Origin of the sequence: Francisella salina, assembly GCF_000219045.1 — a bacterium.
In the GTDB taxonomy this organism is placed as follows: domain Bacteria; phylum Pseudomonadota; class Gammaproteobacteria; order Francisellales; family Francisellaceae; genus Francisella; species Francisella salimarina.
The window spans coordinates 1,290,743-1,316,934 of record NC_015696.1; the positions used below are offsets into that span (position 1 = coordinate 1,290,743).

The following is a 26,192-nucleotide window of genomic DNA, read 5'->3' on the forward strand; positions in this document are numbered from 1 at the left end:
CTGTATAAGTTTTTGGTTGACAACTACTCGCTATTATACACTCTAATGGATTGTAGTTTTTAATTTAGGATATATATGAAAAAGATAATTATACTTATAGTAAGTTTTATGGCCTTTAATTTATGTTTTGCGAGTAATCCAGAGCTATATTTATTTTTAGGAGGAGGTTCTGTAAAAGATCATCTCAAAGTAATTGATAATCCTCAGGTAAAAGGTGCTCAAATAGTTTATTCTTGGAAAAGGTTGGAGCCAGAAGAAGATAACTATGATTTTTCAGATATCGAGGAGGATTATCAATTACTCAAAAAATATAATAAAAAGCTATTTATACAGCTACAAGATAAATCATTTGAAATTAAGCGTATTCCAGTTCCAAAATACTTACAATCTAAAACTTATGATGATGGAGTGCTCAGACAAACTGATTTCGCAGGAGAGGGGCAGCCTTTAGGTGCTGGTTGGGTTACTAAACAATGGAATCCTAAAGTAAACAAGAGATTTCATAAGTTGATAGATCAGCTAGCTAAAAAATATGATGGTAAAATAGCGGGTATAAACTTACCTGAAACATCTATTGATATAGATGATAAGTTTTTAACGGATAAGTTTTGTAAGACTTATGTAGATTCGGTAGTTAGCAATATGCTTTATCTTAAAAAACAGTTTAAGCAAAGCAAAGTAGTCCAATATATCAATTTCTTACCGTGTGAATGGAATAATGATCATGGCTTTATGCAAGAGATATTTGATATAGCAATCAAAAATAATATCGGCATAGGTAATCCTGACACAGTACCATATCGAAAAAGTCAGATGAAAAATAGTTATCAATTTTTATATAAATATAAGGCAGATATAAATACTATAGCTATTGCAGTTCAAGAGCCTGATTATACATACACAAATCCAAAAACATTGAAGAAATTTACACCAGCAGAATTATATGATTTTGATAAGAATTATATTGGAGCTAATATTATATTTTGGAATATTCAACAGCCTCAGCTTGATAGCGTTTTAAAACTCTTTGCAAATGACTAACTATTTATAAATATCTGCAAATTCATCAACATTTGCATCTTCTTGCCATGAGTATTCTAGCTCAATACTTTTTTGTTTAGCTACATCATAGCCTAAGATATCCGCGATAAAACCAAGAGACATATCTATGCCTGCACTTATGCCAGAGCTTGTATAAATATTACCATCTTTTACCCATCTAGCTTTGTCGATCCAGTTTACATCTGGAGCTATAGATTTTGTCCATTTTAGAGCTTTTTTATTAGAGGTGGCTTTTTTGCTATTAAGCAGATTTGTTTGTGAAAATAAGGATGAACCTGTACAGACTGTAAGTATATATTTAGCATTATTTGCTAATCTAGTTAATTCAGTTATTAATTTTGTATTGTATATTAACTCTCTTGTACCAATACCCCCAGGCACAAATAATATCGAGTCTTTTGAATTAGCATCTGAGAGTTTTTTGGTATTTATACAGACATTCTGACTACTATATACATTACCACCTTCTAGAGAATAATACTCAAGTTTGAAGTGTTCTTTGAAACTCCCAAAAACCTCAACTGGTCCAAAAACATCTAAGGTTTCAAACTCATTAAATAAGACAACAATTATATTTTGCATCATAGATACCAATATAGATAAATGCTTTGATTAGTATAGCATTATTAGATCTGTAAAATGATTTATAAAAATACTAAATAGTGTAAACTTTTAGTCTATATTTTATAAAGGTATTTTTTATATGTTGTTGATTGTCATAAAAATAATATTATCAGCTTTAATGGTACTAGGATTAATATATATATCTGAGAAAAGTCCTAGATTAGGAGGTTTATTTTCAGGTTTACCACTTAGTGTTGGTCTTTTTACTTATTTTTATGCGCGTGAGAATGGATTACAGTTTTTGATAGATTCAATGCCTTATGCACTTGTAGGGTTTGCTTCTATGCTGTTATTTACTATTGGCTTTTATTTCGGTAGTAAGCTTTTCTCTAATCAACGATTTATTAATACCATTAGCGCACTTGGTATAGGATTTGTCGCTTATTTCACAAGTGCTTACATTTTTACAAAGTTTAATATTACTTTGTCATTAGGACTAATAATTTTTATAATCACAATGATATTAACTATTATCTTCTTTAAGATAGTTGTCAAAGAAAATTCGGCTACAGAGAATATTAAGCTTGAGCCTGTTAATATATTTAAAGTTATAGCTTTTAGAATTTTTTTAGTAGCTTCGTTTGTCCTATTAATCACGGGGATTGCCAATATAGTAGGACATGAATGGGCAGGGATCTTTTCATCATTTCCTGTAATGTTAACCTCTGTGATTGCTGTTTTAATCTTTAGATACAAGAATTTATTATTTCCAGGAGTGCTAAAACATTTTTCTTATGGAGTATCAATACTAGTTATATATGATTTATTAATATATTGGTTATATCCAATTATGGGTATTAATTGGGGTACTGTAGTTGCTTATATTGTTTGCTTTGTGTATCTATCATTACTAAATAAACTAAATCAGTAGCTTATATTTGAAAATCACTTTTATATAAATACTCAATGTATATAATTTAGCTAATGAAATATTTATATTAAAACAAATGATTTTCTTTAAAAATGTATCTTATCAAGTAGAGATAAAAGAACTTTTTGATAGTATTAACTTTTCAATCTTTCCTAATCAAAAAATAGGTCTTGTGGGCAAAAATGGTACGGGTAAAACGACACTTTTTAACCTTGTACGAGGCAATCTAACACCAGATAAGGGCGATATTGAGATTGCTAAAGATACCCGTATAGTTACTGTTAAGCAAGAGGTTGATGATTTCGAAGCTAAAGTGATAGATTATGTAGTCAATGGTATAGAATCTTTAAAACAATTGAAGATCCAAATGCAAAAATCTTTAGAGTCTGAGAACTTTGTAGATTACTCAAAATATCATGAAGAGTATGAATCTTTAGGAGGTTATGCAATAGAGTCTCAAGCTGGTAAACTGCTGTCAGGTTTGGGTTTTAGCGTTAGTCAACTCCAACAAAAGGTAAAAGAGCTATCAGGTGGTTGGCAGATACGCTTAAATCTTGCTCAAGCACTACTGCAAGAGTCAGATATTTTATTACTTGATGAACCAACCAACCATTTAGATTTAGATGCTGTACTATGGTTAGAAGAGTATCTACAAGAATATAAAGGTTCTTTACTACTTATTTCACATGATAGAATCTTTTTAGATAATGTTGTCAAGCAAATATTTCATATCGATAATAAGAATATAGATACTTATACTGGTAACTATTCATCTTATGAAAAGCAGTCTTATGAGCAAAAAGTACTACAACAAAAGCAGTTTGAGAAACAACAAAAGCATATTGCTCATTTACAGAGTTTTGTTGATAGATTTAAAGCTAAAGCCTCAAAAGCAAAACAAGCACAAAGTCGTGTCAAGATGTTAGAAAAAATACAGCGAATAGAAGCTGTTAAGTCAGATTCTGAATTTAGCTTTGAATTTAAGCAAGTTAAAGAGCATCTAGGAGGTACTTTGGTCAGTTTACAAAATACTGATCTTGGTTATGGTGATAAGAAGATCTTAAATAATGTAAAACTAAATATCTATAATGAGATGCGTATAGGTCTATTGGGTTTAAATGGAGCTGGTAAGTCAACTTTGATTAAATCTCTAATTGGTGAGATTGATATTTTATCAGGTAAGATTGAAAAGCATCCAAATCTTAGAATAGGGTACTTCTCGCAACACTCATTAGATATGCTCGATTCTGAAGCCTCGCCATTATTACATATGCAACGCTTAGACTCACAAGCAACTCAAGAAAAGCTTAGAACTTTTTTAGGCAGTTTTAACTTTGTGGGCGATAAGGCTTTGGCAAAGGCAGGAACCTTTTCTGGTGGTGAAAAGGCTAGATTAGCTCTAGCAATGATTGTATATCAAGAGCCTAACTTTTTATTACTAGATGAACCAACAAACCACTTAGATATTGGCGTTCGAGAGGCTTTAACTGTAGCATTACAGAGTTTCCAAGGAGCTATAATATTAGTTTCGCATGATAGATTTTTATTAGAATCAACAGTTGATGAGTATATGCTTGTTGGTGAAGGGCAGGTTAAGCCTTTTGATGGGGATATGAAAGATTATTATAAGTATATTCTTGAAGTTAAAAAGACTGAGAATAATATATCAAGTAAGTCACCAGAATCTAGTGATGATACTAAAAAGCAAAATAGAAAATTATCTGCAGATAAAAGAAAACAGCTAAAACCTATACAGGATAAAGTTAAAAAACTTGAGAAAGCATTAGAAAAATTACAACAGCAAGATCAACAAATGCAAGATGCTCTCCAAAATCAGGATTTATATGATGATAAACAAAAACTTCAGCAAACTTTACTTGAGCATTCTCAGTTAAAAGAAAAAATAGAACAAACTGAATTAGAATGGTTTGAAGCTTTAGAAGAATTAGAGGTTTTAAAAGAGTAAATAGTTGTTATGTTTTAAATACTAATTAAGATTTTACTGAAACTCATTCTCTATTTCTTCTAATGTTTTGCCAGCAGTTTCTGGAATAAGTTTTTTAACAATCAATAAATATACAAATGAACTTATAAAAATAATTCCAAACATAATATTAAAGCCGTATCTCTCGCCTATTTGCAAGAAGTATCCGATAAAGAAGAATGCAAATAACATTGAAACTACACCTGCTATGAAAATACCAATAATTCTTACTCTGTTAGGTAATAGTTCATTTATAAGGGTTACGATGACTCCAGAAGGACCAAATGCTAATCCGGCAATACATGTTATTAAGAACAAAATTACTAGTATGTAATTATAGTCAAAAGTAGGTAGGCTATATAATACTACTAGCAGTATCATGCTTATTAATGCAATTGTTAGTCCTGTAAAGATAACTTTTTTTCTTCCCCACTTATCTATATAAAAGATGGTTAATATAGTGACTCCAAAGTTAACAAATAAAATTAGAGAGTTTGCTATATGAGTTATATAAATGTTATTTGTTAATGGTGAAAGAATTAGCTCTGAAGAAAAAATAATAAAATTAATACCAGTCAACTGATTTAAGATTAAGATTGTTGTTACTAATAAAACAGGCCAAATATCTTTTCCAATTAAAATTTTTTGTAAAAAAGTCTTAGGCTGGTGTTCTCTGAGGCTAACTCTAACTTCTTCGATATGCTTTTGTATTTCCAGCTTTGTCAAAGTAGGTTGAGTTTTACTTATGACTAGATATGCATCATCGTACCTCTTTCTTAATACAAGCCAAGTAGGGCTGGGAGGCAATATACAAATCAAGCCGAGCAAAACTATTACAAGAAATATTGTAATGTATAAATATTGATACCAGCTAAGAGCATTATAAAAGAAAAATATTATAACTCCTGATAAACACATTCCAGCTGTCCAGAATAGTTGAAATAAAGTTACATACATACCTCTTCTATTAGCTGGAGATATTTCTGTAATATATATAGGAAATGCATAAGTACAAAGTAAAATAGCAGCCCCTTGAATAAATCTGGCTACTATTAGAATATTATAGCTATTAGATATTACAAAAAGATAAGTTCCTATGATATACATTATTGCAAAAGAAATTATCATTGCTCTTCGACCAATTCGATCTGTAGCTAGCCAAACAACTTTTGCTAAAATACCTCCTAGGAATACTAAGCCTAATAAAATAGATAACTGGTGATTATCCAGGTCGAAGTTATATTGAATATCTTTACCAATGCCTCCAACAATTGCTAAGGCATAGCCACCAATAATAGCTGAGATGATATATACAGGAAGAATAAACTTAAAACTGTATCTAAAATTTAAATTCATAAATCTAACTCCGTATATATCGAGTCTATTAATTGTCCATACATGCCTGTTCTATAAGTTTTGCCTTCAAAAATTCTAGGATAGATAATAGGACTATGCACACTGTTCGACATAATTATAATGGTAATCTTATTTTGAGAATCAGAAATAAAGCATTGACCTGTAAATCCAGTATGTCCTATAGTTTGATCACTACATTTTTCACCAAAAAAAGGTCTGTTTTTGCGTCCATTTGCTGTCCAAAACCCTAATCCAAAAGAAGGGTTAATGTTAGATGGTTGACTAAATTCTTTTATGGTGCCTTGAGTAAAAAATGTATTTTCTTGATATAACAGGCCTGCTAGTTTGGTAATGTCGTCAATAGTAGAAAATAATCCTGCATGACCAGCAATACCGCTCATTGAGTAGAGTGCTTTTTCATCGTGAACTAAGCCTCGAAGAGTATCAGTTTTTATATTATTAAAATTAGTAGTACCACAATTAGTATGGCCGTCAATTTGAGTTGCTACTATTTGATTTGGTAAATAGCCTTTTTCCAAAGGATTAAAACAGGTATTTTGAGCACCGGCTTTCGAATAGATATTTTTTTCTAGAAAATCATCCATTCTTTGATTAGTTATAGTCTCAATTAAACATCCTAATATTTTCATACCTATATCTGAGTAGATACAATACTTTTGTGCTGGTTCAATGACAGACATCTTTGTTTTTAAGAATCTGATAGTAGTTTCTCTGTCTTGGCTATATAGAGAATCTGCAATATGATTATTATAAAAATCAAAAAACGGAGCTACACCAGTAGCATGATTTAATAAATCTCGAATAGTTGGGATATAAGAGGTATTCTCAAATTTAAACTCTGGAATATATTTTGTTATCTTATCATCTAGTTTGATTTTTTTTCGCTCATATAAGTACATGACTGCATAAGTGGTTGCAAAAATTTTTGTCAGAGAAGCTATATCAAAAAGCATATTATCTCTTAAAGATTGTGGGTTACTGACAAGATTTCCTTCTTGATTATATCTATATGCGTAACCAAAATTATTTTTATAAATAGGTTTGTTATGAAAAACCACATTCACAGCTACTCCTGAGAAGCCATGTGAAATATCATGGTTAATAATATTTTCTAAATTTTGAAAATCCATTTTTAATATTTATCTATACTACCTATGAATATTAAAACATAGCTTTATACGAAATAGATATTTAAAATTTTTGTAAGGGATATAAAAGAAACTAATTATGAGAAAAAATTAATAAAAAGTAGAGTTAGTGCTGATAAGCATCATCCCAGTTACCTGTTAGACCTGCAACCTCATATTCTGTTACTCGGTTCTCAAAGAAGTTTGTATGATCAGCACCATTTAAGATCCACTCTAACCAAGTAAGAGGATTTTTATCAATACTATATATTTCATTTAAACCAAGTTGATTTAAACGTCTATCTGTAATGTGACGAATATACTCTTTTACTTCATCAGCTTTTAGACCATCGATAGCACCAATCTCATAAGCTAAATCAATAAATTTATCTTCAAGTTCAACAGCTTTGCTAGCCATTAGATATATTTCTTTTTTGAATTGATTATCAACTATATAAGGATTTTCTTGGCAGTACATTCTAAATAATGCAGCATTACCTTCGACGTGCATTGATTCGTCACGGATTGACCACTCAACAACTTTACCCATACCTTTCATTTTACCGAAGCGTTGGAAGTTGAGTAACATTGCAAATGATGCAAATAAGGCTACACCTTCATTAAATACTGTCTTAGCAAGACAAAGTCCTAAACCACGACGAGTACTAGGATCCGCATCCATCATAAAATCGATTTTATCGGTCATTGCTTTATATTCTAAGAAAGCATGATACTCAGAATCTGGAAGGCCAAGAGTGTCATTCAAAAGAGCATATGCTCTTTGATGAATACCTTCACGTGCAGCAAATGAGCCAAGCATATTTCTGACCTCATTATTCTTAAAAGCTGGAATAAATTGATCATAATAGTTTTGACCAACAGCTACATCCGATTGAGTAAATAGCCTTAGAATATTAGTAATATATTCTTTTTCAACCTTGGTGATTTTACCATTTTTCCAGTCAGTTACATCTTCTGATAAATCTATCTCGTCTTCTATCCAATGAGCTTTCTCATGTTTGACAGTTAGATCAACTGCCCAAGGATAGCTAAATGGCTTGTATGTCTTAGAAAAAGTTGTTAGAGAAGAACCTTTGACACGAGCAATAACTTCACCAGCTCTAGCCATTAAATTGTCATAGCCACCAATATGTACATCGTTAACAAATATTTGTGGTACTGATTTAACATGTTCCTCAACGAGTAGGATATTCTTATTTACTTCTGCATAGAAATTTAGTCTCTTTTCATCATCGTCAAGAGTAATTTGTGTAAAAGGAATATCATTTGCACCAAACCAACTTTTAGCGAGGTCACAAAAAGGACAGTTCGTTTTTGTATATATTTTTACTTCCACTATTATTACCTATTTCTTAGCTAAGATTTCTTTCTCATTGGCTTTAAGATCTGTAAAGCCACCAACATGCTCATCATCAATGAATATTTGTGGTACAGTTGAAATCGGGAAAGCAACTTTACCACTTTGATTCATTTCTTCGTAAAATCTAAGACGTTGAGAGTGATCATCCATTATGGTTTCTTCAAAGAATATTTCATTCTCATCAAACCATTGTTTCGCCCATACGCAAAATGGACAGCCATTTCTAGTATATATTTTTACTTTCATATTTTAGCCCTCACAAGCGATACATTCATTCTCAGATTGTTTTAACTCTGAGAATTCTACAAGCCTATTTTTTTCAACCTTCTTAGAGATATTTTCGGCTCTATTAGAAGTCTCTGTTCTTAAGTAATATAATCCTTTACAACCATATTTCCAAGCATTGAAGTGAACTTTATGGAGATAACCACGAGAAGCTCCAGCTGGAAAAAATATATTAAGAGATTGCCCTTGGCATAGATGGTTTTGACGTTGTCCACCTAAATATACAACCCAATCTTGATCCATTTCTATTGCTGTTTTAAATACAGCTTTAATATCATCACTCAAGAATTCTAGCTGTTGAACAGAGCCGCCATTAGTAATAATATCTGACCAAACTTCCTCAGTATTTTTACCAACCTTTTCTAACTCTCTTTCTAAGTATTTATTCTTAGTTAAATGTGAACCAACCCTAGTTCTTGAGGTAAAAGCATTTGCTTTCCAAGGCTCGATACTTGGCGAAGTGTTTAATATAAGAGAACTATTGGCATTAGGTGCTATTGCTAATAAGTGAGCATTTCTACGACCAGTACCAGCCATATCAGGAGCTTCACCTTTTTCAGATCCCAATATTAGAGTCTCTTCTACAGCTTGCTCTTTTATACGCTTAAATATCTCTTCATTAATTTCTTTGGCTTTTTGAGATTCAAATGGAACATTATGCTTCTGTAAATATGAGTGAAAGCCCATAGCACCCAAGCCAAGACTTCTTTCACGAGAAGCACTATATCTAGCTTTAGAAATTTCATCTCCAGCATGATCTATGAAAAACTGTAAAACATTGTCTAAAAATCTAATTAAATCTTTAATTAGAGATGTACCTTTCCATTCATCATACTTTTCTAAATTTACTGAAGAAAGACAACAAACTGCTGTACGCTTTTCATCAGTTACTAAATGAATCTCATTACATAGGTTAGAGCCTTTAATTGTTAAACCAAGCTCTTTTTGTGATTTTGGTAACGCTCTATTCGCAGTATCGATAAAGTTTAAATAAGGTTCACCAGTACGATAGCGAGTCTCTAGAATTGTTTCCCATATTTTACGAGCTTTGACTATATCTCTAACAGTTTTGTCATCAGGATCTACAAGTTTCCAATCTGCATCGTCAGCAACTGCTTGCATAAAGTCATCAGTTAAATTAACTGCATGGTGTAGATTTAAGCACTTTCTGTTCACATCACCTGTTGGTACACGTATACCCAAGAATTCAACTATATCTGGATGAGAAACATCCATATAAGCAGCATAAGAGCCTTTGCGAGTTTTACCTTGTCTATAAGCAACCATATCTGCATCAACTGTGTGCATAAAGGGTATCGGTCCTGGAGCTTTATCTGAAACAGCTCTTACATTTGACCAGTGTCCACCGACACCACCACCTTTTACTGAGAGCCATCTAAGCTCAGATGAGTGTTCTATAAGGCCTTCTAATGAATCTGGAACATAAGATAAAAAGCAACTTATTGGCAATGATTTAACTTTTGCACCTGGAAGAGGGGCATTTGAAAGCACCGGAGATGCAAACATAAACCAACCTTTAGATGCAGCATCATATATGCGTTGCGCAAGGTTCATATCGCCAAAAGAGTATGCAACAGAAGCTCTTGCAAAAGCATATTGTGGAGAGGGTTCATTCTCTAGACAATAGTAATTAGTAAGCAATTGTTGTGCTTGTTCTGATAGCTCATGATCCTTAGATATATCTATATGGATGCCAAGGTATTTTTCATTAGACATAATAAACAAAAACCCTATTTAAATTTAAAGTAATTTCAAAAATATTATATTAGTAACAAATCTATACTAATTTAGTATAATTTCTTTTTTAACTAAAGAAATTTTATCAATTTTTTTTGATTTTAGAATACCAAAAAGTCAAATATTACACTTGACTTTGATAAATCACTTTTGAGATGTAGACAGTACAATGGTTACTGTCTAGACATGCTAGAAAATTATTTTGATAAAATTTCAGCAGCGGCAATATTAAGCTCTTTAACTGCATTAATTGATACTTGAAGTTGCTCTCTTTCTTTATCAGAAATTTCAACTTCAATAGGTCTTACGCCATTAGCAGAGATCTCTGTTGGAACACCTACGAATAGATCTTCGTCAACACCATACATACCAGCTTTTACTTTTGCAGCACATGGAAGAACCATCTTCTTATCTCTTAGATAACTTTCTGCCATTTGTATACCAGCAGCAGCTGGAGCATAGTAAGCAGAACCTGTTTTAAGTAAAGCTACAATTTCACCACCACCACTTCTAGTTCTAGCTACTGTAGAATCTAATCTTTCTTGGCTAATTTTGCCTTCTTTGACTAGTTGCTCTAGAGATACGCCCGCAACATTAGACATTTTTGTAAGAGGTACCATAGTATCACCATGTCCACCCATTACATAAGCCTGAACTTGCTGTACAGAGACATTAAGCTCATCTGCTAAGAAAGTTCTAAATCTTGCAGAATCAAGTACACCAGCCATACCAACAATCTTATTATCAGGTACACCGGAGAACTTTTGTAGCATATTTACCATGATATCAAGAGGATTCGTGATACATATAACAAATGCATCTGGGCAGTTGTGTTTGATACCTTCGCCTACAGATTGCATTACTTTAATGTTGATGCCAAGTAAATCATCACGAGACATACCAGGCTTTCTTGGTACACCAGCTGTGACTATTACCACATCAGAGTGTTCTAGATCTTTATAATCATTTGTACCTCTAACTTTGAAATCAACTCCTTCGATAGGGCAAGTTTGTAATAAGTCTAGAGCTTTACCCTGAGGCATGCCTGGAGCTATATCAAAAAGAACCACATCACCTAGCTGCTTGATTAGTGATAAATGAGCAAGTGTTCCACCAATATTACCAGCACCAATAAGCGCTATTTTCTTTCTAGCCATTAAAATCTCCTTAATTATGCTAAAAAATGAATCAAAATAGATATTTCATAATTATAACTAATAGTTTAGCTGTTATTCAATGAAAACTTTTGTAACGATTATAGTTTATAATTATAATAATTTTCAATTAAACTTATTTGTCTTTTTGTATGTTAAAAAAAATTATGAGTAATGCAGGCTTACTAGTGGGAATTGTAGGTCTAATAATATTTATGTTTGGTTTAGTTGAAACAGATGTTGCTCAGAAAAATCTTATAGTTTTTTTTGCAACTTTTTTCTTATTCTTATCAGCTGTAATCCAAAAAGAGCCGTTTTTTAGTGGTTTGCAAGGTATTGCATTTGTTAGTGCCACTATGGTGTTTTTTAGTTTTTCTCAGATATATAATTTACTAGTATTCATAGTATTGGCAATTATATTCTCAATTACTTATTTTAGTAAGTATAAAATAAATATAGCTAGAGTTTGTGCTTTTATAGGGCTTGTGGCGTTATGTTTTGGTATACTATTGAGTAGAAATGAACCTATGATTGTATGTGGTATAGTTCTGGCTATTTATGCTGTATTTTCAATTAAAGAAGGTTATACGGTGGGTTGGGTGTTCTTGATACTCAATCTGTTGTTTGCAATTGTCGCAGCTAATGCGATATTTGGTTTTATTTAAGAAAGGACTTCAGTTATGAGAAAATTATCTTTTTTAGATCGAATTGTTCAAGAAATTGATAGTTATGCAAGATTTACAAAGCATCCTCTTAATCCCAATAGAAAGTCTCCAGCTGGTGATATAAGAGATGGTAAGTTATCTGATGAGGATAAAAAACACGCAGCTGGACTGATGCGAGTTGATTATACTGGAGAAATTTGTGCTCAAGGACTTTATAGAGGACAAGCATCTGTAGCAAAATCAGTTGAAACAAAAGAGCACTTATATCACGCAGCTGACGAAGAGTATGACCATTTAGCTTGGTGTGCGGAGCGACTAGATGAGTTAGAGGCAAAGCCTAGTTTACTAAATCCATTTTGGTACTGGGCGTCTTTTGGTATAGGAGCTACCGCTGGCTCTATTAGTGATAGTCTAAGTTATGGTTTTGTTGTGGAGACAGAAAAACAAGTTATGAAACACCTGGATTCACATTTAAAAAACTTACCAGTTAATGATAATCGCTCACGTGAGATACTTAAACAAATGTACCTTGATGAATCTGAGCATGCAATTGAAGCAGAGAAAGCTGGAGGCAAAAAGTTACCTAAACCTGTAAAAGCTATAATGAAGCTTCAGTCAAAAGTAATGACTACACTGGCGTATAGATTCTAAATTTTACAGTCTTTCAACTGTGACTTATATAAATTAGTATAAGCTTTAACTTTATTTGCTATATTTTTATCTTCTTCGATTTTAGCCTTATTTTTGAATGTGCCAGCTTTGTAGCGCTTATATCCAGTTGCTCCGAGCATATATGCCATATATAGATTTTCGATATCACTCATTTTAAGTTTTAGAGATTTTGAAAGTTGTGCCATATACCAGCCTATAAACTGTACACTATCATCGAAATTATTTCTTTTAGCATTTTGCTTAACTTCTTCTTGGAAGTGTTTCCATGTACTGTTTATAGCTTGAGCATATCCATAAGCAGTTGAGTAACTGCTTTTAGCTTCGGCATCGAAACGAGATTCTTGATATATAAGACCCATTGCAAAAGCTGGGGATAGATTATATTTATCTTGAGCTTTTTTTAGTGATAATTTCCAGTTAGGGTTTTGATCTAATATTTCACAGGCTCCCATATTTGCATCAACTTGTACATCTGAGGAGTTACTAGAGAAAAAAACGGCAGCTGCTACAATAATTACAACAAGTAGTACATATCTAAGTCTAAACTTTTTTGGCATTTTCTAAATGACTTTTTAGTTATATTAATCATTAAGGGTAAATGATATGAGAGTATATTTCTAGGGTTTAAAATATTTTATTGATTAAAATGATTTCCAACAATTTCTTTGATAACAATACCTGCTATCGTAAGACCAAATAGCGAAGGCATATAGCTAAGAGTTCCATTTGTTGCTCTAGATCTGCCATGTTGATTTGGCTCGGGAGCATTAGGTGGGAGAGGGTCTATACCTTTTTGTGTTGAAAAGATAGCTTTGACTCCCTTTGCAACATGTAATTTTTTTAATCTTGTTCTCATCGCCCTTGCTAGAGCACATACATCAGTTTTATATATATCTGCTACTTTTATCTGCGTTGGGTCTGTTTTTCCACCGGCACCCATACTTGATATTGTTTTTATACCTAAGTCTTGATGAGCTACCTTAACGAGGTTTACTTTAGCATTAAGTGTATCAATAGCATCAATTACATAGTCATATTTTTCATTGCTAAGTAGCTCAAGAGTATTTTCTGGGTTTATAAAAGTTTTTAAAGCGTTAACCTTACATTCTGGGTTTATATCTGAGATGCGCTCTTTCATAATATCAACTTTTGATTTTCCAATAGTGCTATGAAGAGCAATTAGCTGTCGGTTAATGTTTGATGGATCTACTACGTCCATATCAACTATAGTAAGCTTGCCAATACCTGCTCTGGCAAGCGCCTCTATAACATATGAGCCTACTCCGCCACATCCAGCTACAAAGATATTAGTATTCTCAAGTTTATTAATACCAGTTTCATCGACTAAAATACCGGTCCTCTGTGTAATAGCATCAATCATAGTTTTATATGTATACCTTATTTATGTCATCAATGTATTTATATGCAAATAGGTTAGCATAGGTTTCACCAGTTACATGGTCAATTTCATTAATATCAAGCTGTACCGGTAACCAATCAGTAGTGCTTGTAACAATTTTGTTATTATCCAAAATAAAACCATCAACTATAGCATTGGCATTTTGCATAAATTTATCATAATTAAGTCGAGTTACTACAGAGTCCTCTTTGAGTGCAAATAGATACAAAGGAGTTCTGGTTTTTTTACCAAAATTAACAATATCTGCAGCTTTCATTGTCTCAATAAGTTCTTTATTGGTAAATATTTTTTCATTAAATAAGTCATACATTGAGTTGTTACCAGTAGGTATAGCGTAATGAGAAGCAGATTCTTGATTAGGAAACTTCTTGTATAATGCACTATTAAATATTACTCCAGCAAATTGTGTATTTGGTAAATGCTGCTGCAAAAATAAAGAATCGAAGTTATAGTGTTTGTTTTCAAGATTACACTTTTCTTGTGAGAATGTTGAACAATTCATTTCAAAGAAACCTTTATCAATATCGTTTGTGCTTATAGTTTTAGATACATTGCTATAATTTAGATAACTCATAAAAGTGTTTGCCATTAAACCAGGTTTTAGCATCGATGTGATAAGTTTACTGTGTAAAAAATACTTACTAGAGTCATTGTTATCAGTCATAAAGTCTAGAGTGGTATTACTTACATCATAAGCTCCACTTAATCCAGCAGCAGCTCTATATCTATATAGTGTATCTAACTTATCTACTCCTTCACAGTCACCACGCCATCCTAAACATTTGGCTGTCCATATAGAATATGCTCCACCTTCAGAATAACCAACTGAAAATAGATTTAGTGTTGAGTTATCTTTCAGACCATATTTTTTGCGGATATCACTACTAACATTATTCAATAAATCAACAGCTGTATTTATGGTTTGTTTCGGATATAAAACATAGGGGTGATAGCTTTTATAGTCATCTCCTTGACCAATATAGTCAGGAGCAACAACAATATATCCATTAGCGGCATATACTCCAGCGTAAACAGTATTTAGATACAAGCTAGTCTTATTTTTTTTATCTAGATTAGAAGGAACTCCAGCATTATCAAATACAGTAGGGTGATAGTATAAGACTACTCCCTTTGGATGATTGGTGTTAGGAAGCATTACAAGTCCAGATACATGAGATGTTATTTTTCCTGTAGCTGGGAAAGAATTGGTTGTAGTATATGATATTTTATCAAGTTGGATGTCTTTTATATTTTTATTACCAAGAGAGCCGACATCTATGCCATAATCTTTTATGTTCTTAAAATTTTTATCACAATCCTCTTTTGATAGATTCTTATTACAAAAATATTTTGTTTTGAAATCGTTTTCGATATCTTTAGTTGTCCATGTTGCCGTATTTACTACTTCTGTGTACCCCAAAGAAGATATCAGTAGTAGTCCTAATAGTGTGCTTTTTTTTATCATGTGATTTTACTCTAATTAATTATATATCTATGTTAATATTTCTAACATCAGTTACTGTCATCCCAGCCTTTAGAGCACTAATAAGACCTGGTACACCATCTTCAAACACATGACAATCACGAGGTTTAACATTGTATTTATTCGCTAATAATGTAAATGCATCAGGTGAGCTTTTATTTGGGTGTGAGTCATCTGCTGTAATTATGCTGTCAAAATAATCAGTAAGTCCCAGAACATCTAAAGACTTAATTACATTGGCTTGTTTGCCACCAGATATTACTATCATGGGTATCTTATTATGATAGTGTATAACTAAGTCAACTATAGGTTGGATAGGTCTAGTTTGGCTTAATAGTTCATAAGAAGCTTCTTTAATTTTTTCAGCGATTATGGGTGTTTCACTTTCATCAAATTTGAATACTTCTTTGAGTATATACTCACTAGGTAGTCCGTTATATTTATCAAAGTCGATAGATTCGACCTCTGGCTTGGTATTTTTCAATACACTAAGCCAAGCATTAACGTGTATTTTCATATTGTTTGCGATTGTGCCATCACAGTCAAAAATTAGAAGTTTTGTATTTTTGTGAACAGGTAAAAGCATATTAAATTTTGTTAATAAGTATTGTTATCAATATTATATACGATAAATAGAGTTGACATAAGTATAATTAGAAAGCAAAATTAAGAGCGTTAAATTTTAACATTGACCATAAAACTTTGTATAAATGGAGGAATGAATTATGGTATTAGTAGGTAAAAAAGCACCTGTATTTAATACACCAGCTGTTTTAGGAACTGGTGAAATTGTTGATAGCTATGACTTTGCTAAAGCTATCCAAGGTAAATATGCTGTTGTGGTATTCTATCCACTAGATTTTACATTTGTTTGCCCATCTGAATTAATTGCTTTAGACAAAAGAACAGCTAAGCTAAAAGAGCTAGGTGTTGAGGTTGTAAGTGTATCAATAGATTCTCATTTTACACATAATGCATGGAGAAATACTCCAATTAATGACGGAGGTATTGGACCAGTTCAGTACACTATGGTTGCAGATATTAATCAAGAAATTGTTAAAGCTTATGATGTTCAGTCTGAAGGTGGTATGGCATTTAGAGGTACTTTCTTGATCGACAAATCAGGTATCGTTCGTCATCAAGTTGTTAATGATCTTCCTCTTGGTAGAAATATGGATGAAATAACTAGAATGGTAGAAGCGTTACAGTTCCATGAAGAACATGGTGAAGTTTGTCCTGCTGGTTGGAATAAAGGTGATGAAGGTATGAAAGCATCTCCTGAAGGTGTAGCTGAATACCTATCTGATCACGTTGTAGATCTATAATTTATCATTTATTCTTATACTTTCTAATTTAAAATCACTATTTTTGCTCATAGATGAAAAATATTTTTTTAATATTAATAAGTTTGCTAGTGCTGACTTATGATGTCTATGCGGCAAATGATGTTGCAGATATAGATACTCAAAAAAAGTTAGTTAATACTGATAAATCAAAAGCTAATACTTCTCAAGATAATTCTGCTTTAGATACGGTCGAACAGTATGAAGGAGAATCAATAGCTCCCGGCACAACGTTTGATGTTGGAAAAACTCTTCTAAAGCTGTCTCGTGCTAATAAAGTTAAGCTTCCATTCTATCAAGGGATAAAAAATAATGTAATACTTTCTCAAGCAATGCTTAATACCCAGCAAGAAACCGGAGATCCTGAGTTTATCATTTTATCACGCCAAAACGGTTTGCTAAAAGATGACTATCTATATGTGGGGGGAATGGCTTCTTTTATTCCAACCTGGGGGCGAGATACTCAAAATGGTGTATCATCACGTTCAATTAACAACTATTCACTAGAGTATTATGTAGCAAGTACTTTAGGCGATTGGACATCTGTTTTTGCTTCTTTAAATACCTATACTATGGATGGTAAGTGGTCAGCAACTCCTGGTGGAGTATATTTTATATTAGGTAATTTGAATAAATTACCTGTTTATTCATATGCTGCGCTATCAACTGTGAATTTTGGGAATTTTGATGAGTCTACTAATATTATACCTACCTTAACACGTTTGTATTTTATGCAATCTGGGGGTAATGTGAATCTTTCGTATAATAAAGATGGCTTGCAGACAAATTTTGTATTCTTAGCTTCATCTAAGGATGATTTTTTGAAAGTAGCTAATGCATATGAAGGTAACTCTAAGTTAAGTTTTTCTGTAAATATGAAATATACCCAAGACTTACAAAGTGTTGGAGACTATTGGTATGTTGGAGCAGCGTACTCAAATGTTTCGGGCTTTACAAATGACTATAATGACAACGTCGGAGTCGTGGACTTTAATGTGGGGATGAATATTAGCAAACTTGAGCTTGTTAATGAATTTGTGTTTACAGATAAGGGTGTAACCTCAATGACAGATGTTTCGGGAGGTTTTAATTTAAGAGAATCTTTTGCATCATCAATTTTTCCAGATTTAAAGTCGAATGATTTTTTGACTAGTGGAGGTAATGTCTTTGGCTGGTCTTCACAGCTTGACTATACAGCGAATGTTATGAATAAGGATTTTGTACCATTCGTGAGTTACTCTCAAATCCAACAAGCATCTGATAATTATGCGGCATCTTTGGCAACTGGTTTTAGATATAATGTTTTTGCTGATGGGTGGCTTGGTTTTAGCTATACGTATGTTAAAGGAAGGGCAAAAACCTTCTCAGAGCAAGATAATATTATGACTATGTATTTGAGAATATTTATATAAAATTAGATTGTTTGAGTATATGGTGTGATTAAATATAATTGATAGTAATTAGTAGACTATAATGTTATATTAATGCACACTAAAGAATTTAAAGGGGATTATTATGTCTGAGTATCCTTCATGTCCTAAATGTCAATCCGAATATGTTTATCAAGATGGTGAGTTACTAATATGTCCAGAATGCGGTTATGAATGGCAAATTAATGAATCTATTGATGAACAGTTGGTTATCAAAGACTCAAATGGTAATCTTCTTGCTGATGGTGATACTGTAAGTGTTATCAAAGATTTAAAATTAAAAGGTTCATCAAAAGTTATTAAAGTTGGAACTAAGGTTAAAAATATTCGTTTAGTTACTGGAGACCATGATATAGATTGTAAGGTTGATGGTTTTGGGGCTATGAAATTAAAATCTCAATTTGTTAAAAAAATATAAAATGAAGTATATAAGGTTATCTTTTTTTCTTATCTTTGGATTTGTATGTAGTTTTTGTTATGCATATTACATAGAAGAGAATGGCAAAAAAATTCCTGTGAGTAAAAGAGTGGCTGATACTATAGATGATATAGAAATAAAAGAAGGTGAAGCACTAAGCCAACAACAAATAGTTGACATAATAGAAGAAATGACAAGGACTTAGATAGCAAAGAATTGTAGTTTCATGTTTAGAAAGATAGTAGCTTTAGCAAGTATTTTAGTATTATTCCCATTTAGTGTATCTGTCAGTGCTGATACAAGTTCTGATTCAGCTGATGCTAGTTCTGTAGAAAGTGGCTATGATCCTGATAATATTCGTCGGCTTGAATCTAATGCTTATAGAAGAGTCTTTCCTAACCAAGACTATATCTTTAATAAAGCTCCACTAAGTACAGCACAGCAAGAGAAAGTTGCGCAGCAAGCTATTCAAGACTTATCAATTAAAGAAGGTGAGGCTCTTACAAATAGTGAAAAACGAGCACTAGCTAAGAAAACCTTTGATACTAAAGTTAACCAAGCACTAAATATTGACTCTATAAAAACTTCTTGGTTTAACGGCTTTAGAGTTAGTGAAACGTTAACTCATGCAATGCTGAATGTTCAGGAAGATACTGGAGATCCTCTATTTATGCTCCAAGCAAGACAGCAAGGTATTTTAGATGATAATTATATCTACTTTGGAACAAAAGTAGCATTGATTGATTGGCAAAGACTAAATAGAGTTCCCCAAGGAGGTGAAAATAGACTTTTTTCTTATGCAGTAGATTTTTATGCGGCATCAACTATTTCTAAATGGTTTACGTCACTCGTTGGGTTTACGTTATATCAAGATCACAGTGATGAAGGCTTCAATGTACGTCCAAATACATTATATTTTATTCTAGGAAACCTTTCAGAAAGTCCATTTTTTGGTTATGTGGCAAACTCAACTGTGATGTACGGTAACTTTGATATTGTTTCGAACTATGTCTCGACGTTGACTAGGACATATTTTATGCAGTCAGGTGGGAATATAAATCTTTCTTATCATACACAAGATTTGCATCTAAATGCGGTACTTTTAAATGCAAACCCTGATAGCTATTTTGGTGTAACTAATGCTGCTAGTAAAAGTGGTGTGGGGTTTTCTTTAAATAGTAAATATGTCTACGAGATGGATACAGTAGGGGATTATCAGTTTTTTGGAGCTGCGTATTCAAATGTATCAGGTTTCCAAACTAAAAATGGTGGAAATGTTGGCGCATTTGATTTGAATTATGGCCTAGCTATTTCAGATATTAACTTTGAAGCAGAAGCTCTTTTAACAGATAGGGGTGTTGGAGGAGTCAATGACTCTTCATCTGTTAGCCCAAATAATATTGCTGGTGTACCTTTTTTTGGTTCCGTAAGGCCTAGTGCAGCTTTGATATATGATAATTTCTTAGGTACAGGAGAAAATGTTGCTTCTTGGTCATTACAGTCAAGTTATACAGCAACAATATATGGTAAAAGATTTATTCCTTATGTTGATTATTCACAAGTTTTACAAAATAAATCAAATTTTGCTTATCAATACGGCGCTGGCGTAAGATACAATGCTTTCTATGGCTCTTGGTTGGGTTTAGATTATACAAATATTTACTCTCGTAGTAGTAATTTTAAAGAGAGACAGAACTATCTTTCTCTCAACTATACGTTATATTTATAGTAATCTACTGTTATAATAAAGCTTAGTAACAAAATAGAGAAATTTTGATGTCTAGGCAAGTTTTTATAGATACTGAGACGACGGGTTTTGATTATAAAATAGGTAACAGGATTATAGAATTCGGGGCTGTTGAAGTCATTGATAGGAAAGTTACAGGTAATAATCTACATTTTTATTGTAATCCAAATTATGAAGTTGAGGCTGGAGCTTTAGCAGTTCATGGTCTAACTAATGAGTTTTTGGCAGATAAGCCACTCTTTGAAGAAAATGTTGAAAAGATGATTGATTTTCTTAAAGGTGCCGAAGTTATTATCCATAATGCTGCATTTGATGTGCCATTTATAAACTGGGAGCTTGGGCTTCTGAAAAATAATAAGTATGGCACTCTAGAACAACATGTTGCGAAAATCGTTGACAGCTTGGAACTTGCTAGGAAGAAACATCCTCTTCAGAAAAATAATCTAGATGCTCTTTGTAAAAGGTACTACATTAGAAATGATCATCGTACTTTCCATGGAGCATTATTAGATAGTGAGTTATTGGCTGATGTATATCTTGCAATGACAGGGGGACAAACTAATCTTACTTTACACACTGCAAAAAATGCTAGTAAAGATAATATAGATATTGATTTTGGTAAATTAAATTTACGCTCAGCTAATGAAACAGTTATTAATACCTCTGAACATGATAAATATCTTTGTGAGTTATTAAGGTTGGAAGAGTCAGCTAAATGGTAAGAAAAATAATATTTCCCGAAGCTAAAAAGGAAGACTTAATCTATGCTGGCAAGGATTTTTTTGCTCGAGATTTGTTCTTAGAAAAGAATACTCATCAAGTTTGGTTAGAACTAAAAGAAGCAGCAGAAAAAGAGGGTATTCTTTTGTATATAGTTTCTGGTTTTAGAAGTTATGATTATCAGCAAAAAATTATAGATAGAAAACTAGCTAGTGGTCAAACACTTGAACAAATTATGCGAGTAAATGCTCTGCCTGGAGAGAGTGAGCATCATACAGGTAGAGCTATAGATTTGACTACTGGAGATGAAAAAGAAGTTTTAACAGAATCTTTTGAAAATACATTAGCTTTTGAGTGGTTAAGTAAAAATGCTCACAGGTTTGGTTTTAAGATGAGTTTTCCGCGTGATAATGATTATGGGTATATTTATGAGCCTTGGCATTGGTGTTATCAAAGATGAAAAAGAAAAAATCCAATAAGCTATTAATATTAGCGTTGTCAGTAGTTCTTTTGAGCTCGTGTACAACCACAAAAAAAGATGTCACAAAAATAAAATTTGCATCTTATAATTATCCATGGATATTTGCTCCAGTGCGAAAAAATCTCGTAGAAGATAATATATCTGAAGCAATAAATGAAAATAATAATATCGCTAATATAAAGCAGTTAAAAAACCTTAATAATTTGGAGTCTGGAAGATTACTGCAGTTTAACGATAACTACTTAGATTCTATAAAATTTTATGATCTAGCGATTAAATCTATCCCTAAAGATAAAGACCAGTCATTAGAGCAAGCAAAAAAGTTTTTATTAAATAAAAATACATACAACTATTATGACATCAAAACATCATATAATATTCCAGACTATGCAATAAGCTTTTTGTATACATATCAAGCACTAAATTATTTAAAAACGAATGATGTTAATCAAGCACTTAAATCACTGGATAGTTTAGAGACTGCCAAAATATGGAGAAATGAACAAAATATAATAGCAGGTGGTATGAAGGAGCTTGCTAAAGAGGATCTTGATAGAAATGATATCACTAGCGATGAATTAGGCTTAGATAACTTTAAGTCATTAAAAGCCATGCTTGAATTTTCATCAATAATTCCTAATGCTTATGGTAATCCAATGACTTACTATCTAAAAAGTTTATTGGACTCAGCTATTTCAAAAAATTATCAGGAATCTTTGAACGACCTTGAAAATGCTCAAAAATATACAATTGGTAACAAATATCTTGATCAAACAGCTAATGAGTATCGATCTGCAGTAGCTGGTGAAATATCTCCCTTTTCTATGGGAATGGGTAGAGTTGTGGTTTTTTATGAACAAAGCCTTGTCAATATACGTAAATCTGCACAAGTTAATCTTGATTTAGGCAATATAGGAATCAAGAAACTGGAGTTTCCTGTATACAAAACAAAATATAGTTTTTTTGAGCCGAAAAGAGTAGTAATTTCATCGGGAGGTAGTGCATTAGTAGATACTTATACAGAGACATTACTTGACACGACACTATATGCTATGAAATCGCTCATAGAGAGTTACTCTAGAGTTGTTACACAAAGTGTTGTTATTGAGGCATTTAAATATGATTATGATAAAAATTTTCCTCTAGGAGGGCTTTTGGGCAGTCATTTAAAATTTGACCTATCAAATACTGATCCGAAGCGAGCAGATATGAGATCATGGTTGTTATTACCCAATAGCATTGACCTATTCGAACAACAGATTGATAGTGGCAACTATACAATTCAGGTTAATAATATTCGTCAAAAAATAGATGTAAAACAAGGCAAGACTACTTTATTGTGGATTGTAGATATTGGCAAATTCAAAAAAGTATATTATTTTATTTTTTAGTAGTATAAAGTTGCTCTTGTTATATTTTAAATTAACTAATCATTTGTATTTTTATTATTTTCTATTAAATAATTTCAAAGTAATCTAATTAATCTAGCACGAATTATATTTACTCATAGCAGTCCAAGTGATATAAATTAAAGTACAAGAGGCGTAATTTTGAGGTATTTATGAAAAATATCGTAATACTTGGTGCCGGCAGAGTCGGGTCTTTGGTTAGCTGCTTACTGGTTGAAAGTGGTGACTATACTGTTCATTTAATTGATAGATACATTCCTCATGACAAACCAGTTTTGGAAAAAAATGTAGATAATTTGATATACGTAGAGTTAGATGCTACAAACTCTTCAGACTTAAAAAACTATGTGCAGCAGAATGATATAAAAACTATAGTTTCATGTTTACCGTTTTTTCTTAATAAAGATATAGCTAAGATAGCAGGCGAGTTAAAGCTTAACTACTTTGACTTGACAGAAGATGTAGAGGCTACCAACTATATCAAAAGTATAGCAGATAAAGCAGAAAATAGTTTCTTTGCACCGCAATGTGGCCTAGCTCCAGGATTTATAAGTATTGTATCTAATAATCTTATGCAAGAGTTCGACTCAATTGATACCGTACGTATGAGGGTGGGAGCTTTACCTTTAAATGTTTCGAATACACTTCAATATGGTTTGACTTGGTCTACAGAAGGCCTAATAAATGAATATGCAAAGCCTTGCGAAGGAGTCGTTGATGGTAAAAAAAGAACTCTAGCTCCATTAGCTGATGTTGAAGAGATTAAAATAGATGGGCTTACCTATGAGGCTTTTAATACCTCTGGTGGTATTGGCTCGATGATCGAGACTTATGCAGGTAAGGTTAAAAATATAAACTACAAAAGTATCCGTCATCCAGGGCATTGTGATAAGATGAAATTCTTAATGCAAGATATGAAGCTAGGCGAAGATTTGGATACTATGGTTAAAATCATGGAAAGAGCGATTCCAAGAATTAATCAAGATGTAGTTCTTATCTATGTATCAGTAGATGGTATCCGAAAAGGTCTAAAAGCAGAGCGTCATTTTGCACAAAAATATCCTTCAAAACGTATGTTTGGTAAATATTTCTCAGCATTACAATTAACTACTGCAACAAGCTTGTGTGTAAGTATAGATCTATTGCTTAGCTCTAAAGATAACCCTACAGGATTTATAAACCAAGAATCTATATGTTTACAAGAGTTTTATGATAATAGATTCGGTAAGTACTATAGAAATTCAGGACTTTTGATACAAGCAGATTAATTTAGGGGGACATAATGAGTATTTTACAAGAATTAAATTTAGGTTTAGAAGCATATATAACTGATGATAATAAAAATGTTATAGAAACTTTAAGTCCAGCAACTGGCGAGCTTTTGGCTAAAGTTAAAAATCAAAACCTAGATGATATGCAATATGCTATTATAAAGGCTACTGAGGTTGCTAAACAATGGCGTCAAATTCCAGCACCTAAAAGAGGAGAGTTAGTTAGACTTATTGGCGAAGAGCTCCGTAAAAATAAAGATCATCTAGGAAGCTTAGTATCTCTTGAGATGGGTAAATCTAAGCAAGAAGGTGATGGCGAAGTTCAAGAGATGATTGATATGGCAGATTTTGCTGTAGGACAATCACGTATGTTATACGGTGTGATGATGAATTCTGAGCGTCACGATCATAGAATGTATGAGCAATGGCATCCATTAGGAGTAGTTGGAGTTATTTCTGCATTTAATTTCCCTGTAGCTGTGTGGTCTTGGAATGCTTTTATAGCTGTCATTTGTGGTAATACTGTGGTGTGGAAACCTTCAGAAAAGACACCATTATGCTCAATTGCTGTACACAATATATGTCAAAAAGTAATTCAAGAGCATGGTTATCCTGAAATTTTTTATACAATAATTTCTAAAGAGATTGAGGTTTCAAAAGCATTGGTTAATGATGAAAGGGTAAATTTAGTATCTTTTACAGGTTCTACAAAAGTTGGTCAAGATGTAGGACAACAAGTAGCAAAAAGATTTGGTAAGTCAATTTTAGAGCTAGGTGGTAATAATGCTACAATTATTGATGAATCAGCTAATCTAAAATTAGCAATACCAGCAGCTGTTTTTGGAGCAGTTGGTACAGCAGGGCAGAGATGTACTTCTCTAAGAAGACTATTTGTACATGAATCAATCTATGATTTGGTCAAAGATAAAATGGTCAATGCTTACAAACAAGTTACAGTTGGAGATCCGTTAGATCAAAAAAATCTTATGGGACCTCTTATAGATCAAGCATCAGTTGATAATTTCTTAAAAACTGTAAATCAAGCTACAATAGAAGGCGGTAAAATTTTAACTGGTGGTAAAAAAATTGCAAAAGCTGGCTTCTTTGTTGAGCCAACAATAATTGAAGCAAATGCTAATATGCCAATAGTGGCAGAAGAGAATTTCTGTCCTATTTTATACATAATGCCATTCAAAGATATTGATGAAGCAATCAAATTTAACAATAGTGTTAGATATGGTTTATCAAGCTCTATATTTACTGATAATATCCAGAATGCAGAGAAGTTTTTATCTAGTTCAGGCAGTGATTGTGGTATTGCGAATGTGAATATTGGTACATCAGGTGCTGAAATTGGTGGCGCGTTTGGAGGTGAAAAGCATACTGGTGGCGGTCGTGAAGCTGGCTCAGATGCGTGGAAAGCATATATGCGACGTCAGACTAGCACAATCAATTATGGTAAAGATTTACCATTAGCTCAAGGAATCAAATTTAATCTGGAGGATTAGTT

The 26,192-nt window shown here is 32.6% G+C and carries 26 protein-coding genes; 15 read left to right on the plus strand and 11 right to left on the minus strand.

Annotated features, from left to right (window positions below):
• The first annotated feature begins 75 nt into the window (after positions 1 to 75).
• Positions 76 to 1,041, plus strand: coding sequence for a hypothetical protein (locus tag F7308_RS10310; protein WP_013923016.1), 966 nt, complete (start codon positions 76 to 78; stop codon positions 1,039 to 1,041).
• On the opposite strand, the gene F7308_RS06290 is transcribed toward F7308_RS10310, so the two are convergent.
• Positions 1,042 to 1,644 carry a DJ-1/PfpI family protein gene (locus tag F7308_RS06290; RefSeq protein ID WP_013923017.1) on the minus strand — a complete coding sequence of 201 codons (603 nt, stop codon included), beginning with the start codon at positions 1,642 to 1,644 and terminating at the stop codon, positions 1,042 to 1,044.
• Positions 1,645 to 1,765: 121 nt separating this feature from the next.
• Between F7308_RS06290 and F7308_RS06295 the strand changes: the two genes are divergently transcribed.
• Both F7308_RS06295 and F7308_RS06300 read left to right on the plus strand, forming a co-directional pair.
• On the plus strand, positions 1,766 to 2,557 hold the full coding sequence (locus F7308_RS06295) for a hypothetical protein (RefSeq protein WP_013923018.1): 792 nt from the start codon (positions 1,766 to 1,768) through the stop codon (positions 2,555 to 2,557).
• A 76-nt stretch (positions 2,558 to 2,633) separates the two neighbouring features.
• Entirely contained in the window at positions 2,634 to 4,523 is a 1,890-nt protein-coding gene (locus F7308_RS06300; protein ID WP_013923019.1) for an ABC-F family ATP-binding cassette domain-containing protein, read from the plus strand.
• 33 nt (positions 4,524 to 4,556) lie between these two features.
• Here F7308_RS06300 and F7308_RS06305 read toward each other — a convergent pair whose 3' ends face one another.
• The 6 genes from F7308_RS06305 to mdh all read right to left on the minus strand — a co-directional run bounded on the left by F7308_RS06305 (position 4,557) and on the right by mdh (position 11,626).
• Positions 4,557 to 5,897 carry an MFS transporter gene (locus F7308_RS06305; protein ID WP_013923020.1) on the minus strand — a complete coding sequence of 447 codons (1,341 nt, stop codon included), beginning with the start codon at positions 5,895 to 5,897 and terminating at the stop codon, positions 4,557 to 4,559.
• Positions 5,894 to 7,048, minus strand: coding sequence for a serine hydrolase (locus F7308_RS06310; protein WP_013923021.1), 1,155 nt, complete (start codon positions 7,046 to 7,048; stop codon positions 5,894 to 5,896). The genes F7308_RS06305 and F7308_RS06310 overlap by 4 nt, the downstream gene beginning before the upstream one ends.
• A gap of 124 nt (positions 7,049 to 7,172) precedes the next feature.
• Entirely contained in the window at positions 7,173 to 8,405 is a 1,233-nt protein-coding gene (locus F7308_RS06315) for a ribonucleotide-diphosphate reductase subunit beta (RefSeq protein WP_041263735.1), read from the minus strand.
• 6 nt (positions 8,406 to 8,411) lie between these two features.
• Positions 8,412 to 8,672 (minus strand): glutaredoxin, encoded by a 261-nt coding sequence (locus tag F7308_RS06320; protein ID WP_041263737.1) that lies wholly within the window; start codon positions 8,670 to 8,672, stop codon positions 8,412 to 8,414.
• Positions 8,673 to 8,675: 3 nt separating this feature from the next.
• Positions 8,676 to 10,448, minus strand: coding sequence for a ribonucleoside-diphosphate reductase subunit alpha (locus F7308_RS06325; RefSeq protein ID WP_013923024.1), 1,773 nt, complete (start codon positions 10,446 to 10,448; stop codon positions 8,676 to 8,678).
• Positions 10,449 to 10,666: 218 nt separating this feature from the next.
• The gene (gene mdh / locus F7308_RS06330) at positions 10,667 to 11,626 is read right to left on the minus strand and encodes a malate dehydrogenase (protein ID WP_013923025.1); all 960 of its coding nucleotides are present in this window, start codon (positions 11,624 to 11,626) and stop codon (positions 10,667 to 10,669) included.
• Between the two features lie 149 nt (positions 11,627 to 11,775).
• On the opposite strand from mdh, the gene F7308_RS06335 reads away from it, so the two are divergent.
• Both F7308_RS06335 and coq7 read left to right on the plus strand, forming a co-directional pair.
• Positions 11,776 to 12,288: a hypothetical protein gene (locus F7308_RS06335; protein WP_013923026.1), complete on the plus strand. Its 513-nt coding sequence runs from the start codon at positions 11,776 to 11,778 to the stop codon at positions 12,286 to 12,288.
• Positions 12,289 to 12,303: 15 nt separating this feature from the next.
• Positions 12,304 to 12,939, plus strand: coding sequence for a 2-polyprenyl-3-methyl-6-methoxy-1,4-benzoquinone monooxygenase (gene coq7 / locus F7308_RS06340; protein WP_013923027.1), 636 nt, complete (start codon positions 12,304 to 12,306; stop codon positions 12,937 to 12,939).
• Here the strand turns inward: coq7 and F7308_RS06345 are convergent.
• From F7308_RS06345 to F7308_RS06360, 4 genes are all read right to left on the minus strand, one after another.
• Complete coding sequence (locus tag F7308_RS06345) at positions 12,936 to 13,517, minus strand: transglycosylase SLT domain-containing protein (RefSeq protein ID WP_013923028.1); 582 nt, start codon at positions 13,515 to 13,517, stop codon at positions 12,936 to 12,938. The genes coq7 and F7308_RS06345 overlap by 4 nt on opposite strands.
• 77 nt (positions 13,518 to 13,594) lie before the next feature.
• Positions 13,595 to 14,341, minus strand: coding sequence for a tRNA threonylcarbamoyladenosine dehydratase (locus F7308_RS06350; RefSeq protein WP_013923029.1), 747 nt, complete (start codon positions 14,339 to 14,341; stop codon positions 13,595 to 13,597).
• Positions 14,342 to 14,345: 4 nt separating this feature from the next.
• Positions 14,346 to 15,842, minus strand: coding sequence for an alpha/beta hydrolase family protein (locus F7308_RS06355; RefSeq protein WP_041263937.1), 1,497 nt, complete (start codon positions 15,840 to 15,842; stop codon positions 14,346 to 14,348).
• A gap of 22 nt (positions 15,843 to 15,864) precedes the next feature.
• Positions 15,865 to 16,449 (minus strand): HAD family hydrolase, encoded by a 585-nt coding sequence (locus F7308_RS06360; protein WP_013923031.1) that lies wholly within the window; start codon positions 16,447 to 16,449, stop codon positions 15,865 to 15,867.
• Between the two features lie 139 nt (positions 16,450 to 16,588).
• On the opposite strand from F7308_RS06360, the gene F7308_RS06365 reads away from it, so the two are divergent.
• The 10 genes from F7308_RS06365 (at position 16,589) to amaB (ending at position 26,190) form a co-directional block, all read left to right on the plus strand.
• Entirely contained in the window at positions 16,589 to 17,188 is a 600-nt protein-coding gene (locus F7308_RS06365) for a peroxiredoxin (RefSeq protein ID WP_013923032.1), read from the plus strand.
• A gap of 53 nt (positions 17,189 to 17,241) precedes the next feature.
• Positions 17,242 to 18,618 carry a hypothetical protein gene (locus tag F7308_RS06370; RefSeq protein ID WP_013923033.1) on the plus strand — a complete coding sequence of 459 codons (1,377 nt, stop codon included), beginning with the start codon at positions 17,242 to 17,244 and terminating at the stop codon, positions 18,616 to 18,618.
• Between the two features lie 103 nt (positions 18,619 to 18,721).
• On the plus strand, positions 18,722 to 19,054 hold the full coding sequence (locus tag F7308_RS06375; protein WP_013923034.1) for a zinc ribbon domain-containing protein YjdM: 333 nt from the start codon (positions 18,722 to 18,724) through the stop codon (positions 19,052 to 19,054).
• Position 19,055: 1 nt separating this feature from the next.
• A complete protein-coding gene (locus F7308_RS06380) occupies positions 19,056 to 19,259 on the plus strand; it encodes a hypothetical protein (protein WP_013923035.1) in 204 nt (67 codons plus the stop codon).
• 21 nt (positions 19,260 to 19,280) lie between these two features.
• Positions 19,281 to 20,783, plus strand: a complete 1,503-nt coding sequence (locus tag F7308_RS10205) for a hypothetical protein (RefSeq protein ID WP_013923036.1) — start codon at positions 19,281 to 19,283, stop codon at positions 20,781 to 20,783.
• A 47-nt stretch (positions 20,784 to 20,830) separates the two neighbouring features.
• Positions 20,831 to 21,523, plus strand: coding sequence for a DNA polymerase III subunit epsilon (gene dnaQ, locus F7308_RS06390; RefSeq protein ID WP_013923037.1), 693 nt, complete (start codon positions 20,831 to 20,833; stop codon positions 21,521 to 21,523).
• On the plus strand, positions 21,517 to 21,981 hold the full coding sequence (locus F7308_RS06395) for a M15 family metallopeptidase (protein ID WP_013923038.1): 465 nt from the start codon (positions 21,517 to 21,519) through the stop codon (positions 21,979 to 21,981). Before dnaQ ends, F7308_RS06395 begins: the two co-directional genes overlap by 7 nt.
• Complete coding sequence (locus tag F7308_RS06400; RefSeq protein ID WP_013923039.1) at positions 21,978 to 23,393, plus strand: hypothetical protein; 1,416 nt, start codon at positions 21,978 to 21,980, stop codon at positions 23,391 to 23,393. The genes F7308_RS06395 and F7308_RS06400 overlap by 4 nt, the downstream gene beginning before the upstream one ends.
• Positions 23,394 to 23,563: 170 nt before the next feature.
• Entirely contained in the window at positions 23,564 to 24,679 is a 1,116-nt protein-coding gene (locus F7308_RS06405) for a saccharopine dehydrogenase family protein (RefSeq protein WP_013923040.1), read from the plus strand.
• Between the two features lie 14 nt (positions 24,680 to 24,693).
• Positions 24,694 to 26,190, plus strand: a complete 1,497-nt coding sequence (gene amaB / locus F7308_RS06410; protein WP_013923041.1) for an L-piperidine-6-carboxylate dehydrogenase — start codon at positions 24,694 to 24,696, stop codon at positions 26,188 to 26,190.
• Positions 26,191 to 26,192: the final 2 nt, after the last annotated feature.